The 16,581-nt window shown below is 69.9% G+C and carries 12 protein-coding genes; 5 read left to right on the top strand and 7 right to left on the bottom strand.

Features of this window, described 5'->3' with window-relative positions; translation table 11 throughout:
* Nucleotides 1-26: 26 nt before the first annotated feature.
* Nucleotides 27-1,298 (bottom strand): extracellular solute-binding protein, encoded by a 1,272-nt coding sequence (locus OHT21_RS34265; protein ID WP_328772132.1) that lies wholly within the window; start codon nt 1,296-1,298, stop codon nt 27-29.
* Nucleotides 1,299-1,679: 381 nt separating this feature from the next.
* Between OHT21_RS34265 and OHT21_RS34260 the strand changes: the two genes are divergently transcribed.
* A complete protein-coding gene (locus tag OHT21_RS34260; RefSeq protein ID WP_328772131.1) occupies nt 1,680-2,714 on the top strand; it encodes a LacI family DNA-binding transcriptional regulator in 1,035 nt (344 codons plus the stop codon).
* A gap of 109 nt (nt 2,715-2,823) precedes the next feature.
* Nucleotides 2,824-3,705 carry a phosphatase PAP2 family protein gene (locus OHT21_RS34255; RefSeq protein ID WP_328772130.1) on the top strand — a complete coding sequence of 294 codons (882 nt, stop codon included), beginning with the start codon at nt 2,824-2,826 and terminating at the stop codon, nt 3,703-3,705.
* Between the two features lie 763 nt (nt 3,706-4,468).
* Here the strand turns inward: OHT21_RS34255 and OHT21_RS34250 are convergent.
* Entirely contained in the window at nt 4,469-7,474 is a 3,006-nt protein-coding gene (locus OHT21_RS34250; RefSeq protein ID WP_328772129.1) for a bifunctional [glutamine synthetase] adenylyltransferase/[glutamine synthetase]-adenylyl-L-tyrosine phosphorylase, read from the bottom strand.
* A 175-nt stretch (nt 7,475-7,649) separates the two neighbouring features.
* On the opposite strand from OHT21_RS34250, the gene OHT21_RS34245 reads away from it, so the two are divergent.
* Complete coding sequence (locus OHT21_RS34245; RefSeq protein WP_328772128.1) at nt 7,650-8,153, top strand: pyridoxamine 5'-phosphate oxidase family protein; 504 nt, start codon at nt 7,650-7,652, stop codon at nt 8,151-8,153.
* Between the two features lie 34 nt (nt 8,154-8,187).
* Nucleotides 8,188-8,637 carry a VOC family protein gene (locus OHT21_RS34240; protein ID WP_328772127.1) on the top strand — a complete coding sequence of 150 codons (450 nt, stop codon included), beginning with the start codon at nt 8,188-8,190 and terminating at the stop codon, nt 8,635-8,637.
* Between the two features lie 89 nt (nt 8,638-8,726).
* Here OHT21_RS34240 and OHT21_RS34235 read toward each other — a convergent pair whose 3' ends face one another.
* The 3 genes from OHT21_RS34235 to OHT21_RS34225 form a co-directional block, all read right to left on the bottom strand.
* On the bottom strand, nt 8,727-10,481 hold the full coding sequence (locus tag OHT21_RS34235; protein WP_328772126.1) for an NAD+ synthase: 1,755 nt from the start codon (nt 10,479-10,481) through the stop codon (nt 8,727-8,729).
* A 198-nt stretch (nt 10,482-10,679) separates the two neighbouring features.
* A complete protein-coding gene (locus OHT21_RS34230; protein WP_328774333.1) occupies nt 10,680-11,300 on the bottom strand; it encodes a DUF305 domain-containing protein in 621 nt (206 codons plus the stop codon).
* 53 nt (nt 11,301-11,353) lie between these two features.
* Entirely contained in the window at nt 11,354-12,016 is a 663-nt protein-coding gene (locus tag OHT21_RS34225; protein WP_328772125.1) for a DUF3105 domain-containing protein, read from the bottom strand.
* 317 nt (nt 12,017-12,333) lie between these two features.
* On the opposite strand from OHT21_RS34225, the gene glnA reads away from it, so the two are divergent.
* Nucleotides 12,334-13,695: a type I glutamate--ammonia ligase gene (gene glnA / locus OHT21_RS34220; RefSeq protein ID WP_328772124.1), complete on the top strand. Its 1,362-nt coding sequence runs from the start codon at nt 12,334-12,336 to the stop codon at nt 13,693-13,695.
* A 336-nt stretch (nt 13,696-14,031) separates the two neighbouring features.
* On the opposite strand, the gene OHT21_RS34215 is transcribed toward glnA, so the two are convergent.
* Entirely contained in the window at nt 14,032-15,249 is a 1,218-nt protein-coding gene (locus tag OHT21_RS34215) for an MFS transporter (RefSeq protein WP_328772123.1), read from the bottom strand.
* Nucleotides 15,250-15,338: 89 nt separating this feature from the next.
* Complete coding sequence (locus OHT21_RS34210) at nt 15,339-16,376, bottom strand: endonuclease/exonuclease/phosphatase family protein (RefSeq protein ID WP_328772122.1); 1,038 nt, start codon at nt 16,374-16,376, stop codon at nt 15,339-15,341.
* Between the last annotated feature and the right edge of the window lie 205 nt (nt 16,377-16,581).

Below are 16,581 nucleotides of genomic sequence, written 5' to 3'. Positions count from 1 at the left end.
GAGGGGGACCCGACGGCCACGCGGTGTCACTTGCTGAAGTCCGGGACCAGCTTGGCGATCGCGGTCTCAGCGCTGCTCAGGCCCTCGTCGAGGGACTTCTTGCCGCCGGCGACCTCGTTGAGTTCGGTGTCGAGCGGGGTCCACAGGGAGCTGTACTCGGGCAGCGCCGGGCGCGGCTGGGCGACGGGGAGCACGTCCTGGTAGCCGGCGATGCCCGGGTCGGCCTTGACCTCGGCGGTGTAGGCGTCGTCGCGGGTCGGGAGCGTGGAGTTCTTGAGGGCGATCGTCTCCTGGGACTTCGCCGAGGTCATGAACTTCAGGAACTTCAGCGAGGCCTCCTGGTGCGCCTGGTCCGAGCCGGCGTACACGGAGAGGTTGTGGCCGCCGGTCGGGGCGCCCGCCTTGCCGGTGGAGCCGGCCGGGACGGTGGCGATGCCGAGGTTGGCCTTGTCCTTGAAGGCCGAGCCCTTGTAGAAGTTCGTGATCTCCCAGGGGCCCTGGATGATCGAGGCGACCTTGCCGCTGACGAACGCCTCCTGGATATGGGCGTACGCGTCGGCGGTGGTGTCGGCCTTGTGCAGGCCCTTGCCGTCGAAGAGGCTCTCCCAGGTCTCGTAACCCTTGACGGCGGCGGGCGACTTGACGGTGATCTTCTTGGCGTCGGCGTCGACCGTGTCGGCGCCCTCGCCGTAGAGGAAGGACTGCGCGTAGTAGGCCTGGGTGGAGCCCCAGTAGCCGTCGACGCCGGTCTTGTCCTTGATGGTGGCGGCGGCCGTCTTCAGGTCGTCCCAGGTGGCGGGCGGCTTGCTGATGCCGGCCTGCTTGAAGAGGCCCTTGTTGTAGACCAGCGCGAGCGTGTCGGTGACCAGGGGGACGCCGTACGTCTTGCCGTCGTACTTGGCCTGCTCGATCAGGCTGGACTGGAACGTGGCCTGGTCCGCGAGGGCCTCGGTGCCGTCCAGCGGCAGGAAGAAGCCCTTCTTGGCGAAGGCGGGGGTCCAGCCGACCTCGGAGCGCAGGACGTCCGGGGCGCCCTTGGCGCCGGCGGCGGTGTCGAACTTGTTCTGCGCCTGGTCGAAGGGCACGTTGACGTAGTCGACCTTGATGTCAGGGTTGGCCTTCTCGAATTCCTTGACCAGGGCCTTGTACGTGGGTGCCTCATTGGTGGCGTTGGAGGTGTCCCACCAGGTGATGGTGACCGGACCGCCGGCGTTGTCGCCGCTGTCGCTTCCGCCGCAGGCCGTCGCCGTGAGGGCGAGGGACGCCACCAGCGCGGTGGCCGCTATGCCACGCCGCATGAGTTCTCCTTGAGGGTGAAAGCCCGTGTGGTGTTGAGAGCGGCCCCGTCCGCCGCTCGCCGCCGACTCGCGGACCGCGTCGCTGCCGCCGCCGGGCGACGCTGAACGTAACAGCGCTGCAAGCGTTGCGAAAGAGCTTGCAGCAAAAAAGTGCAAGTGATCTACGAAGTTATCCGGGCGCGACCCTGGAGCGGCCGTCGTGAGACGCTTGTTTACGGACGTAGGCCAGCCAGTACCGCCTATGCAAGACTCTGCAAGCCCTTGCCGTCACTCTCACCAGGGAGCGCGATGACCCAGCAGCCCGGACCGGGCCGGTCACCAGGTCGCCCACCACGCCGAACCGGTGTGCAAGGCGATCACCGGCCGGTACAGTCCAGCCCTGTGACCACACGGCTTGCCGACATCGCAGCCCAGGCGGGGGTGAGCGAAGCGACCGTCAGCCGCGTCCTGAACGGGAAGCCGGGCGTCGCCGCCACCACCCGCCAGTCCGTACTGGCCGCACTGGACGTCCTCGGCTACGAACGCCCCGTACGCCTGCGGCAGCGCAGCGAAGGCCTGGTCGGCCTGATCACGCCGGAGCTGGAGAACCCGATATTCCCGGCGCTTGCCCAGGTCATCGGCCAGGCCCTGACCCGGCAGGGCTACACCCCCGTCCTCGCGACCCAGACTCCGGGCGGCTCCACCGAGGACGAGCTGACGGAGATGCTCGTCGACCGTGGTGTCGCCGGCATCATCTTCGTCTCGGGCCTGCACGCCGACACCTCCGCGGACATGCAGCGCTACGAGCGGCTGCGCGGCCAGGGCGTCCCGTACGTCCTCGTCGACGGCTTCTCGCCGAAGGTCCAGGCCCCGTTCATCTCGCCGGACGACCGCGCGGCGATGGCCCTCGCCGTCACCCACCTCGTCTCCCTCGGTCATACGAACATCGGGCTCGCCCTGGGCCCGAAGCGGTTCGTGCCCGTACAGCGGAAGATCGAGGGCTTCGTGCGGACGATGCAGGACCTGCTGGGCCTGACTACGGACGACGTCGAGAAGCGCCTCGTACAGCACTCCCTCTACACCCTGGAGGGCGGCCAGGCCGCCGCCACCGCGCTCATCGACCGCGGGTGCACGGCCGTCGTCTGCGCCAGCGACATGATGGCGCTCGGTGCGATCCGTGCGGCGCGGCAGCGCGGCCTGGAGGTTCCGCGGGACGTCTCGGTCGTCGGCTTCGACGACTCCCCGCTCATCGCCTTCACCGACCCGCCGCTCACCACCATCCGTAAGCCGGTCCCGGCCATGGGCCAGGCCGCCGTACGGACGTTGCTGGAGGAGATCGGCGGAACACCGGCTCCCCACAGCGAGTTCGTGTTCATGCCGGAGCTGGTGGTACGGGGATCGACCGCTTCGTCCCCTGGGGAACGAAATCGTCCCTAGGCAGTAGAAAACGCCGCGTTTCATACGTCCCTCAGGCGGAGAACGTGCGGCCAGGACCCGACCGACGGATGATCGGTGGGGGACGGATTCTCTGGCAAACTCTTCACCCATGGGCGAGACGACGGTGACGACTCTGGAAGGCCGGCAGGCCGGTCCGACGCCCGTCGCGGACGAGGTGGACGGCCGCCGCCGCGCGGGCCAGGCCTTCCTGCGCCGGCTGCGTGCGCCCCGCCGTCCCCGCCTCTGGTTCGAAATCCTGCTGATCGCGATGAGTTACTGGACGTACTCGCTCATCCGCAACGCCGTTCCCGAGCAGAAGGCCGAGGCGCTGCGCAACGCCGACTGGATCTGGAAGGTGGAGCACCACCTCGGGATCGCCGTCGAGGAGACCGTCAACCATGCCGTGAATTCGGTGACTTGGCTCATCGTCGGCATGAACTACTACTACGCGACACTGCACTTCATCGTCACGCTCGGTGTCCTGGTCTGGCTTTTCCGTAGCCATCCCGGCCGTTACGCGGCGACCCGCATGGTGCTGTTCGCGACCACCGGTGTCGCCCTCGTCGGCTACTACCTGTATCCGCTCGCGCCGCCGCGCCTGATGAACGGCAGCGACTTCATCGACACGGTCGTCGTCCACCAGACCTGGGGCTCCATGGCATCCGGCGACCTGAAGAACATGTCGAACCAGTTCGCCGCGATGCCCTCCATGCACATCGGCTGGTCCGTCTGGTCCGGCCTGACGATCTTCGCCCTCGCGTCCGTCCCCTGGGTCCGGGTCCTCGGTCTCCTCTACCCCACGGCCACGCTGGTGGTCATCGTCGCCACGGCCAACCACTTCTGGCTGGACGCGGTGGGGGGTGTGCTGTGCCTGGGGTTCGGGTTCGGGGTGGCGTGGGTCTGGTACGGGGTACTGCCGTACGGGTTGCCGCGGCTGGTTCCGACGCCGGTGGGAGGGCGTGAGCGGCGGCTCTTGCCGAGCCGAGCGTGAGGGGGCGGGGCCGGGGGGTTTTCGCCCCCGCCGCCCCTACCCGTCCCATACCAAGGGGCTCCGCCCCTGGACCCCGCCGGTGTTCGCCCCAGACCCCACCAGGGGCTGCGCCCCGGACCCCATCGGCCTGAACGGCCTCGTCCTCAAACTCCCCCAGCTACCTCCCCCAGCTACCGCTGGGGGTGCCCCCAGAGGTGCCCCCAGACGGGCTGGTTGGTGCGGGCCTGCGCTGAGAAGGCTCGGTCGCGCCAAATCAGCCGTGGGGCGATGGCCGCAGTCAGCCCTTCGGTGATGGCGCGCAAAAATCAGCCCGTCCGGCGTTTGAGGACCGGGGGTTCGGGGGCTGGCCCCCGAAACGGGGTCCGGGGCGGAGCCCCGAGGGGTCTGGGGGCGGATCCCCGGCGGGGTCCAGGGGCGGAGCCCCGAGCCAGGGTCTGGGGCGCAGCCCGGCGGGGTCCAGGGGCGCAGCCCCGAGCCAGGGTCTGGGGCGCAGCCCGGCGGGGTCCAGGGGCGCAGCCCCGAGCCAGGTCTGGGGCGCAGCCCCGGCGGGGTCCAGGAGCGCAGCCCCGAGCCAGGTCTGGGGCGCAGCCCGGCGGGGTCCAGGAGCGCAGCCCCGAGCCAGGTCTGGGACGCAGCCCCAGCGGGGTCCAGGAGCGCAGCCCCGAGCCAGGTCTGGGGCGCAGCCCCGGCGGGGTCCAGGGGCGCAGCCCCTTGGTATGGGACGGGTAAGGGCGGCTGGGGCGAAACAACCCCCGAGCCAGCCCTACCCCCCGTAGAACAACTCCTCCACCACGCCCCGCGCCCGCCGCGTCGTACGCCGATACGCGTCCAGCATGTCGCCCACATGCCCAGGGCCGAACCCCAGATAACGGCCCACGGCCGCCAGCTCACGCCCCGCCGACGGGAACGTGTCGCCCGCCCGCCCCCGCACCAGCATCACCGCGTTCCGCACCCGCGTAGCCAGCACCCACGCCTCATCCAGTATCGAGGCGTCCTCGGCGGAGATCAGCCCGGCCGCGCACGCGGCGGCCAGGGCCTCCCGGGTGCGGGTCGTGCGCAGGCCCGGCTCCGCCCAGGCGTGCTGGAGCTGGAGAAGCTGCACAGTCCACTCCACGTCGGACAGGCCGCCGCGCCCCAGCTTGGTGTGGAGGGTGGGGTCGGCGGCCCGGGGCAGACGCTCGGATTCCATCCGGGCCTTCAGTCGGCGGATCTCGCGTATGGCGTCGTCGCCGAGTCCTTCCGCGGGATAGCGGAGAGGGTCGATGAGTTCCATGAAGCGGCGGCCCAGGTCCGCGTCGCCGGCGACGGGTTCGGCCCGTAGCAGGGCCTGGGATTCCCAGACCAGGGACCACCGGCGGTAGTACGCCTCGTACGAGTTCAGCGTCCGCACCAGCGGCCCCGACTTCCCCTCCGGCCGCAGATCGGCGTCGATCATCAGCGGCGGATCGGAGCTCGGGATCTGCAGCAGCCGCCGCATCTCCGAGACCACGGCATGGGCGGCCTTCGAGGCCTCCTGCTCGGGCACGCCCTCACGCGGTTCGTGTACGAACAGGACGTCCGCGTCGGAGCCGTAACCCAGCTCGTGCCCGCCGAACCGGCCCACCCCTATCACCGCGAAGCGGGTCGGCAGCGTGTCCCCCCAGCCCTGCCGTACGACAGCCCGCAGCGTCCCGGCGAGCGTGGCGGCCGTCAGGTCGGACACCGCGCCGCCGACCATGTCGACGAGCGCGCCCTGGTCTACCTGGTCGGCTGGCGACTCCTCCGTACCGTACGAGCGGACGATGTCCGCGGCGGCCGTACGGAACAGCTCGCGCCGACGCACCCCGCGCGCGGCGGTGACCGCGGCCTCTCCCCCGTCGGCGCGCCCGACGGCGGAGAGGATCTCCTGCTCCAGGTGGGCGCGGTCGCGGGGGCCGAGACCGCCCCCGTCGCCGTTGCCGTCGCCGAGCAGCGCCACCGCCTCCGGGGCCCGCATCAGCAGGTCGGGAGCGAGCCGCCCGGCGGACAGGACGCGGGCCAGGTTCTCGGCGGCGGCGCCCTCGTCGCGGAGCAGCCGTAGGTACCAGGGGGTCTTGCCGAGCGCGTCGGACACCTTGCGGAAGTTGAGCAGTCCCGCGTCGGGGTCGGCGGAGTCCGCGAACCAGCCGAGGAGCACGGGCAGCAGCGTCCGCTGGATCGCCGCCTTGCGGCTGACCCCGGATGCCAGCGCCTCCAGGTGGCGCAGCGCGGAAGCCGGGTCCGCGTAGCCGAGGGCGACCAGCCGCTCGCGGGCCGCGTCCGCGCTCAACCGGGCCTCGCCGGGGGCGAGTTGGGCCACGGCGTCGAGCAGTGGCCGGTAGAAGAGCTTCTCGTGCAGGCGTCGTACGACGGAGGTGTGCCGCCGCCACTGACGGTTCAGCTCGGTGACGGGGTCGGTGCGCAGGCCGAGCGAGCGGCCGATACGGCGCAGATCGTCGTCGTTCTCCGGCACGAGATGCGTACGCCGCAGCCGGTAGAGCTGGATGCGGTGCTCCATCAGGCGCAGGAACTTGTACGCCTCGTCCAGCTGCACGGCGTCGGAGCGCCCCACGTAGCCGCCCGCGGCCAGCGCCTTCAGGGCTTCCAGCGTGGTCCGGCTCCGTAGCGTCGTATCGGCCCGGCCGTGCACCAACTGCAGGAGCTGTACGGCGAATTCGACATCCCGGAGTCCACCGGGACCGAGCTTCAGCTCGCGCTCGATCTCGGCGACGGGGATGTTCTCGACGACGCGGCGGCGCATCTTCTGGACGTCGGGGACGAAGTTCTCGCGTTCGGCGGCCTGCCAGACGAGGGGGGCGAGCGTAGCGACGTACTCCTCGCCGAGTTCGATGTCCCCGGCGACCGGCCGGGCCTTGAGCAGGGCCTGGAACTCCCAGGTCTTGGCCCAGCGCTGGTAGTAGGCGAGGTGGCTGGAGAGCGTGCGGACCAGTGGGCCGTTGCGGCCCTCCGGCCGCAGGTTGGCGTCGACGGGCCAGATGGAGCCCTCGACGGTGGTCTCGGAGCAGATCCGCATCAGATGGGAGGCGAGCCGGGTCGCGGCGCGCAGGGCCTTGCCCTCGTCGGCTCCGTTCGCGGCCTCCGCGACGAAGATGACGTCGACGTCGGAGACGTAGTTCAGCTCCTGTCCCCCGCACTTGCCCATGGCGATGACCGCGAGGCGGCACATCGCGGCGTCCTCGGGGGCGGCGGCCCGGGCGATGGCGAGCGCGGCGCGCAGGGTGGCGGTCGCGAGGTCCGCGAGTTCGGCGGCGGTCTCGGCGAGGTCGGTCGTTCCGCACACGTCACGGGCGGCGATGGACAGCAGACAGCGGCGGTAGGCGACGCGCAGGGACACCGGGTCGGAGGCTTCGGCGAGGCCGCGCTCGAACTCGGCGATCCCGGGGTGCAGGTCCTGCGGCTCGTACATCACGAGCGCCTGCCAGTCGAGCGGGTGCCGGGCGAGATGGTCGCCGAGCGCGGCGGAGGCGCCGAGCACTCCGAGCAGCCGGTCGCGCAGCGGCTTCGACGCGATCAGCGTGTCCAGCAGCTCGCGCTGTCCCGCGTGATCCTTCTGCGCCTCGACGAGCCGTACGAGTCCCAGCAGCGCCAGGTCCGGATCGGCGGTCTCCCCGAGTGCGTCGAGCAGCACCGGGTCGTTCCGTATCGGCGCCAGCTCACCGCTCTCCAGCAACCGCTCGGCAGCCGACGGATCGGTGAAACCGTGCCGCAGCAGCCGCGAGAAAGTACTGCTCCTGCGCCCCGGCGTCGCCATCCCCGGCCTCCCCTCGGATCAAGGTCGTACGGCCATGAGCCTAACCGGAGTGCTTGCGGGAAGCGCCCGGACGGGAGTGCATGCGGTGCGAGCGATGAGTTCGGTCGGGCGGCGGAGTCTGCCCTGGTGAGGAGAAGTCTGCCCTGATGAGGATGAAGAGAAAGGGAGAAGTCGTATGGAACCACTGGCCGAACTCGACGCCCGCTACAGCAGCGAAGACGCGACCGCACCCCCCTGGCCGGAGGCGGAGGCGATGCTCGCAGCGGCCGAGCTGTTCTGGATCTCGACGGTACGGCCCGACGGGCGGCCGCATGTCACACCGCTGCCCGCGGTGTGGTCCGAGGGCGCGCTGCACTTCTGCACCGGGCCGGAGGAGCGCAAGGCGCGGAACCTGGAGCGGAACGCGAACGTCGTGCTGACCACCGGCACCAACACCTGGAACAAGGGTTACGACCTGGTGGTGGAGGGCGAGGCGGTCCGGGTCACCGACGACGGCCGGCTGCGGGAACTGGCCGCCGCGTGGGAGGAGAAGTACGGCAGTTTCTGGCACTTCGAGGTACGGGAGGGGTATTTCCACCACGGTGCCGGACACGCCGTCGTCTTTTCGGTGGCGCCCCGGGTCGTTTTGGGCTTCGGTAAGGGGGAGCCGTTCAGTCAGACCCGCTGGCGGTTCGAGTGACTCTTTCGTCGGGGCGAACTGGAGGACACCAGTGATGGAGTACACGCTCGAAGTGATCCCGCTGCCCGTGAGCGACATCGACCGGGCCCGCGACTTCTACCGGGACAAGGTGGGCTTCCACGTCGACATCGACCAGGAGGTCATGCCCGGCATGCGCATCGTCCAGCTGACGCCTCCGGGCTCCGGCTGCTCGATCGCCCTCGGCGACACCCTCTGGGAGACGATGGACGGCCCGACGCCGGCCCCCGGCTCGTACCAGGGCCTTCAGCTGTGCGTCACGGACATCAAGGCGGCCCACGCCGAACTGACCGACCGCGGCCTGGAGGTCTCCGACCCGGTGCAGTACACCCCGGAGGACGGAGCCACCTTCATGCACTTCAAGGACCCGGACGGCAACGGCTGGTCCATCCAGGAGTACCGCCGCCGGGCCACGGAGCCCTTGCACGAACTGCTGGCCGAGCAGAGGCGGCAGCGGGAGAGCTGAGCAGGTACGGGGTAGGGCGGGGGTGCTCTCGGAGATCCTTCTGAAGGATCTCCGAGAGCACCCCTGCCGCCGCCCTTCCAGCGGAGCGCTTACGCCTGCTCCCGCCAGCGGTTCGTTATCGGCAAGCGCCGATCCTTGCCGAAGCCCTTCGCTGAGATCTTCGTGCCCGGCGGGTACTGGCGCCGCTTGTACTCGGCCGCGTCGACCATGCGCAGGGTCTTCACGACCAGGTCGCGGTCGAAGCCGGCCGCGACGATCGCGTCGGCGCCCGTGTCTCGGTCGACGTAGAGCTCCAGGATCGCGTCCAGGACCGGATAGTCGGGAAGCGAGTCCGTGTCGACCTGGCCGGGGCGCAGCTCCGCGCTCGGCGGCTTGGTGAGGGAGTTCTCGGGGATCGGCGGGGTCTGGCCCCGCTCGGCCGCCGCACGGTTGCGCCACGCGGCCAGCCGGAAGACCGATGACTTGTAGACGTCCTTGATCGGCCCGTACGCCCCCACCGAGTCTCCGTACAGCGTCGAATAGCCCACCGCCAGTTCGGACTTGTTGCCCGGCGCCAGCACGATGTGCCCCTCCTGGTTGGAGATCGCCATCAGCATCGTGCCGCGCAGCCGCGACTGGAGGTTCTCCTCGGCGAGACCCGTGAGCCCCAGCGACCCCATATACGCGTCGAACATCGGCTCGATCGGTACGGTCCGGAAGTTGAGTCCGGTCCGCCGCGCCAGCTCGGCCGCGTCCCCCTTGGAGTGGTCCGAGGAGTACTTGGACGGCATCGAGACTCCGTACACGTTCTCCGGCCCGAGCGCGTCGCAGGCGATCGCGGCCACGAGCGCGGAGTCGATGCCGCCGGAGAGCCCGATCAGCACGGAACGGAAACCGTTCTTCGCGACGTACGCCCGAAGGCCCACCACCAGCGCCGAGTACACCTCTTCGTCGTCGTCCAGCCGCTCCGCGTAGCCACCGGCCAGCTCCGGCTCGTACGCGGGCAGCGGGTCCTGGGAGATGACGAGGTGCTCGATGCGCATCCCGTCATCGACGATGCCCGACAGCGGCTCGGCGGCAGCGGCCGGCAGATCCAGGTCGAGTACGACGCAGCCCTCGGCGAACTGCGGGGCCCGCGCGACGACTTCACCGTTCCGGTCGACCACGATCGAGTCGCCGTCGAAGACCAGCTCGTCCTGCCCGCCCATCATGGCGAGATACGCGGTCGTGCAGCCGGCCTCCTGCGCCCGCTTGCGCACCAGCTCGAGACGGGTGTCGTCCTTGTCGCGCTCGTACGGGGAGGCGTTGACGGAGAGCAGCAGCCCGGCCCCGGCGGTGCGGGTGGCCGGTACGCGCCCGCCGTCCTGCCAGAGGTCCTCGCAGATGGCGAGGGCGACGTCGATGCCGTGGACCCGTACGACGGGAAGGGTGTCGCCGGGTACGAAGTAGCGGAACTCGTCGAAGACGCCGTAGTTCGGCAGGTGGTGCTTGGCGAAGGTGAGCGCGACCTCGCCGCCGTGCAGCACGGCGGCGGCGTTCTGCGGCGCTCCGGCCGGTTGGCCGAACTTCGGCTGGGCGGCCTCGGACCGGTCGAGGTAGCCGACGATCACCGGCAGTCCGCCGAAGCCCTCGTCGGCGAGGCGCGCGGCGAGGTCCCGCAGGGCCGCGCGGGAGGCCTCGACGAAGGACGGCCGCAGGGCCAGGTCCTCGACGGGATACCCGGTCAGCACCATCTCCGGGAACGCCACCAGATGCGCTCCCTGCTCGGCGGAGTGCCGGGTCCAGCGGACGATCGACTCGGCGTTCCCGGCGAGATCGCCGACGGTCGAGTCGATCTGGTTCAGGGCGAGGCGTAGTTGAGGCACGGGGCCCAGTGTAATCGTCAAACCGACACAATGGGGTGTGGGCCAGCCCACGTGGGCGCTCCGCTGGGTTGCGCGGATTCAAGGTGCGGGTCCGTTGTGGCTGGTCGCGCCCACGCGGCAGAGCCGCAAATTGATACAGCCCCGCGCCCCTAAGAGGCCTGCGACCTCCTTAGGGCGCGGTGCCGCAGCTGGCCTCGCCTACTCGGGCGGCTTAGCCCCCCGCTTCTTCAGCAAGTCCGTCATCAGCCTCATCTCCGACTCCTGGGCCTCGACCATGCCCCTCGCGAGGTCGCGTTCCACGTCGACCTCGCAGCGCTTCACGCAGCCCTCGGCCATGTGCACTCCGCCCACGTGATGGGTGTACATCAGCTGGAGGAAGCGGATCTCGGCGGCCTTGCCGCTTGCCTTCTCGAGCGACTTCAGCTCGGTGTCGGTCGCCATCCCGGGCATCAGGGCGCCGTCCTCCCCGGACGGCGCGTTGCCCATGCCCATCCACGTCATCGGCGGGTCCGAGGACACCTTCGGCAGCTGCCACAGGTCCAGCCAGCCGATCAGCATGCCGCGCTGGTTGGCCTGCGTCTGCGCGATGTCGTACGCGAGACGGCGTACCTCTTCGTCCTCGGTGCGGTCCCGCACGATGTACGACATCTCGACGGCCTGCTGGTGGTGGACCGCCATGTCACGCGCGAACCCCGCGTCCGCGGAATCGGCCGCGGGGACCGGCGTGCCCGAGTCGCCGTCGGCGATCGCGTAGGTGATCCCGCCGGCCGCCACGAGGACGGCCGCGGCGGCTCCGGCGATCCAGCCGACGTGCTTCATCGTTGCCACAGCTTCCTACTTGCCTTCGTGCGTACGTATTTGCAGCTCGGCTGCTACTTGGCGAGGCCGCCGGTGCAGGCGGCGCCCTTCTCCGGCGTCTGCTCGCCCTGTACGTACTTCTCGAAGAACTTGTTCACGTTCGGGTCCTTCGCGCTCGTCACCGTGCGCTGCGCGCCCCAGGCGGAGAGCATGATCGGGTCCTTCTGGTCCTCGACCGGGCTCATCAGCGAGTACGGGGTCTTCTCGACCTTCTCCGCGAGCGCCTTCACGTCCGCGTCCGAGGCCTTGCTGTTGTACGTCACCCAGACCGCGCCGTGCTCCAGGGAGTGCACGGCGTTCACCTTCTTGATCTCATCGGTGTAGACGTCGCCGTCGCAGTTCATCCACACCTGGTTGTGGTCGCCGCCCACCGGGGGATTCATCGCGTACTTGACGTCGCCGGCGACGTGGCCCTGGGTCAGCTTCGTGTTCCAGGTCCTGACGCCGTCCTCGCCCGTGACGAACTTCCCCTTCTGGGCGGCCGACGAGGTGCTGCTGTCGTCCTCGGACTGCGTGCTTATCAGGTACGCACCGCCGGCCACGAGGCCGCCGACTATGACCACGCTGGCGGTGATCGTGAGGATCCGGTTGCGGCGCTCGCGGGCCTTTTCAGCGCGGCGCATCTCCTCTATGCGCGCCTTGCGTGACGCGGACGCTTTGTTCTTCGCGGAACCCATGGTGAGTCCTTCGTGGCCTTGGGGGAGAGACGGTCGGGTGAGGTTGATCGTAGTCCGGCCGGCAGCGGCGTACGTAGTGGCCCTGGTGGTCGGCCGCACATTTCCCGCCCCGGCATTACAGGGGCGCGAGTGAGCAGGCACTATGGGCAGAAGAGCAGGACACCTGCTGTACGCGAGGCGTTCAGACCGAGGTCGGCCGCCCGATCAAGGTCCGCAACGCGCACGAAATGGTGTTGTGGTGGGATGCTCATGTGCCCGACCGCCTTCCTGGCGCGGGAGCAGGCGGCCTGACCAGCAAGGATGGGTGGAAGCGGAAGATGGACAAGCAGCAGGAGTTCGTACTCCGGACCCTGGAGGAGCGCGACATCCGGTTCGTACGGCTGTGGTTCACGGACGTGCTGGGCTTCCTCAAGTCCGTGGCCGTGGCCCCGGCCGAGCTGGAGCAGGCCTTCGACGAGGGCATCGGCTTCGACGGTTCCGCGATCGAGGGCTTCGCCCGGGTCTACGAGTCCGACATGATCGCCAAGCCGGACCCGTCGAGCTTCCAGGTCCTGCCGTGGCGCGCGGAGGCCCCCGGTACGGCCCGTATGTTCTGCGACATCCTCATGCCGGACGGCTCCCCGTCCTTCGCGGACCCGCGGTACGTACTGAAGCGCGCCCTCGCCAAGACCTCCGACCTGGGCTTCACCTTCTACACCCACCCGGAGATCGAGTTCTTCCTGCTGAAGGACCGCCCGCTGGACGGCTCGCGCCCGACGCCCGCCGACAACTCCGGCTACTTCGACCACACCCCGCAGAACGTCGGCATGGACTTCCGCCGCCAGGCGATCACGATGCTGGAGTCGATGGGCATCTCGGTCGAGTTCTCGCACCACGAGGGCGCGCCGGGCCAGCAGGAGATCGACCTCCGCTACGCGGACGCGCTGTCCACCGCCGACAACATCATGACGTTCCGCCTGGTCATGAAGCAGGTGGCGCTGGAGCAGGGCGTCCAGGCGACGTTCATGCCGAAGCCGTTCTCCGAGCACCCGGGCAGCGGCATGCACACCCACCTCTCGCTCTTCGAGGGCGACCGGAACGCGTTCTACGAGTCGGGTTCGGAGTACCAGCTCTCCAAGGTGGGCCGCTCCTTCATCGCGGGCCTGCTGAAGCACGCCGCCGAGATCGCGGCGGTCACGAACCAGTGGGTCAACTCGTACAAGCGCATCTGGGGCGGCGCAGCCCGCACCGCCGGCGCCGGCGGTGAGGCTCCCTCGTACATCTGCTGGGGCCACAACAACCGCTCGGCCCTGGTCCGCGTGCCGATGTACAAGCCCGGCAAGACCGGCTCCGCGCGGGTCGAGGTCCGCTCCCTGGACTCGGGCGCGAACCCGTACCTGGCCTACGCGGCCCTGCTGGCCGCCGGCCTCAAGGGCATCGAGGAGGGTTACGAGCTCCCGCCGGGCGCCGAGGACGACGTCTGGGCCCTCACGGACGCCGAACGCCGCGCGATGGGCATCGAGCCGCTGCCGCAGAACCTCGGCGAGGCCTTGTCTCTGATGGAACGCAGCGACCTGGTCGCCGAGACCCTGGGCGAGCACGTCTTCGACTTCTTCCTGCGCAACAAGCGGCAGGAGTGGGAGGAGTACCGCAGCGAGGTCACGGCCTTCGAGCTGCGGAAGAACCTGCCGGTTCTGTAGGTGTCTCAGGCGTAGACGGTCGGGGCGCCGGGTTCCGGCGCCCCCTTCCCGTCCCTGGGGCGGCTGCCGTCCCTGCCCCCCTCGGGGCTCCGCCCGGGACCCGTTTCGGGGGCCAGCCCTCGAACCCCCGGTCCTCAAGCTCCCCCAGCTACCTCCCCCAGCTACCGCTGGGGGTGCCCCCAGAGGTGCCCCCAGACGGGCTGAATTTCAGCCCGTCCGGCGCTTGAGGACGAGGCCGCCAGGCCGATAGCGGGGTCTGGGGGCGCAGCCCCCAGCGGGGTCCAGCGGCGGAGCCCCTTGGAATGGGACGGGTAGGGGCGGCGGGGGCGAAACCCTTCAGCGGCGAGCCGCCTCCCGTCGCTGCGGTACATGTGCGGCCACCACACGACCGGTGTGCGTCGACACCCGCCGCCGGTCCACCGCGTACGCGACCGCCGCGACCCCAAGCCCCAGCACCGCGAGCCCCGCACCCGCCACCGCCGGCGACGTCGCCCCGAAGCCCGCCGCCAGAGCGAGCCCGCCGACAAGCGCACCACCCGCGTTGGCAAGATTGAACGCGGCCTGGTTCGCCGAGGAGGCGAGCGAAGGCGCCGCAGAGGCCTTCTCCATGACCATCAGCTGGAGCGGCGAGCCGGTGACGAAGGCCGCCATGCCGAGCAGGAGCACCGCCAGCGCGGCGCTCCACTGCGTGGTCATCAGCAGGGGGAACAGTGCAAGCACCGCGGCCAGCGCCGTGAGGCCGCCGAAGAGCGTGCCCCGCAGGGAGTGGTCGGCCAGCCGCCCGCCGAGCAGGTTCCCGACGGTGGCACCGACGCCGAACAGCGCCAGCAGCACGGTCACCCGGGAGTCGGCGTACCCGGCGGAGTCCGTCAGCATCGGCGTGATGTAGCTGTACGCGGAGAACAGCGCACCGAAGCCCGCGACGGTCGTCGCGAGAGCGAGCCAGACGGGAAGCGGGCGCAGCGCGGCCAGTTCACCGCGCAGCCCGGCGGCCGGAGACTGCGTGTGGTCGTGCGGCAGAAGCAGCGCCAGCGAGGCGATGGCCGCGAGCCCGATCGCGCTGACGCCGAGGAACGTGGCACGCCAGCCCAGGTGCTGGCCCATGAGGGTCGCCACGGGAACCCCCGCGATGTTCGCGACGGTCAGACCGAGGAACATCAGCGAGACCGAGCGCGCCTTGCGCTCGGGAGCGACCAGGCCGGTGGCGACGACGGCGCCCACGCCGAAGAACGCGCCGTGCGGCAGACCGCTCAGCAGCCGGGCGGCCAGCAGCCAGTGGTGATCGGGCGCGAACGCCGAAAGCGCGTTGCCCGCGACGAACAGCGCCATCAGACCGATCAGCACCTTGCGGCGCGACATCTTCGCCGTCACCGCGGCGAGCAGCGGCGCGCCGACGACGACACCGATCGCGTACGCCGAGACGAGGTGCCCGGCGGTGGGGATGGATATGTGCAGGTCGTCGGCGACGTTGGGCAGCAAGCCCATCATTACGAATTCGGTGGTGCCGAGGCCAAAGGCGCCCACGGCGAGCGAGAGCAGGGGTGCCAGGGGCATGGAGGGCCTTTCAAGTGGAGCGAGCGGAGTTCCGTACATCGTATGTTCAAGTACGGAACAAACTCTCTCAGGCCCACTATTCCCAGGGGTTACGAGCCGGTGTCCGCAAGCTTCACGCGGGCGGCGATCGGGAGATGGTCGCTGCCCGTCTCAGGCAGCGACCAGGAGGTGACCGGCTCGACGCCCTTCACCAAGATCTGGTCGATCCGCGCCATCGGGAACGACGCCGGCCAGCTGAACCCGAAGCCGCTGCCCGCCGCGCCCTGCGTGGAGCGCATCTGCGAGGTGATGCCGTTGAGCGCACGGTCGTTCATCGTGCCGTTCAGATCGCCGAGCAGGGCGGCCTGCGGCAGCTTCTCGTCGGAGATGGCGTCACCCAGGGCGTCGGCGCTCTTGTCGCGCTGCCGCGCGGTGAACCCGGCCTCGATCTTCACCCGTACGGAGGGCAGATGTGCCACGTACACCGCGAGCTGCCCGTCCGGCGCGGTGACGGTCGCCCGCATGGCACGGGTCCAGCCCAGCTTGATGTCGACGGCCTTGACCTCGCTCAGCGGGTACTTGCTCCACAGGCCGACGGTGCCCTGCACGGAGTGGTACTTGTACGTCGAGGCGAGGGCCTTCTCGTACACGGGGACCGCGGTCTCCGTCAGCTCCTCCAGGGCCACCACGTCGGCTCCGGAGGCGGCCACGGCGCGGGCGGTGCCGGCCGGGTTCGCGTTGTCCGCGTTGACGTTGTGGGTGGCGACGGTGAGGTCGCCGCCGCTGCCGGTCTTGTCGAAGACCAGTCCGCCGAAGAGGTTGAGCCAGACGATCGCGGGCACGAGCACTGCGATCAGCGCGGTCGCGGACCGCCTCAGCAGGGCGAGGCCGAGCAGCAGCGGGATGAAGACGCCCAGCCAGGGCAGGAAGGTCTCGTTGAGGGAGCCGAAGTTGCCGACCGCGTTCGGGATCTGTGAGTGCAGCAGCATCACGAGGGCGATGAGGACCGCGAACACGGCGAGGATGATGCCTCGACGCCAGATACGGCGGTCGTTGCGCAGGGCGTCGATCAGGCGCTGAAGCCGGGGCTCTCTGCGGTCGGGCTCCTGCCCGCCGCTGCCCGTCTCCGTCTTGTACGCCTGCGCCATGCTCTCGACCTCACAACGTGCCGTTCACCCATCCCCCGCACCCAAGAACCCTAGGGGATGATCGCGTTCAGTTCGGCCGCCTCGGGGACGGCGATACGGGCACGATGACGTGCCTGCCTGCATGCCCAGTTCCGATGGTCCACCCGGCGGTTGTGGTCTGTGACAAAACACTCACATTCATTCAGGGGTCAGCCGGACTTCATGA

The organism is Streptomyces sp. NBC_00286 (genome assembly GCF_036173125.1).
Taxonomy (GTDB): Bacteria; Actinomycetota; Actinomycetes; order Streptomycetales; family Streptomycetaceae; genus Streptomyces.
This window is presented reverse-complemented; position numbering and strand designations above follow the sequence as displayed.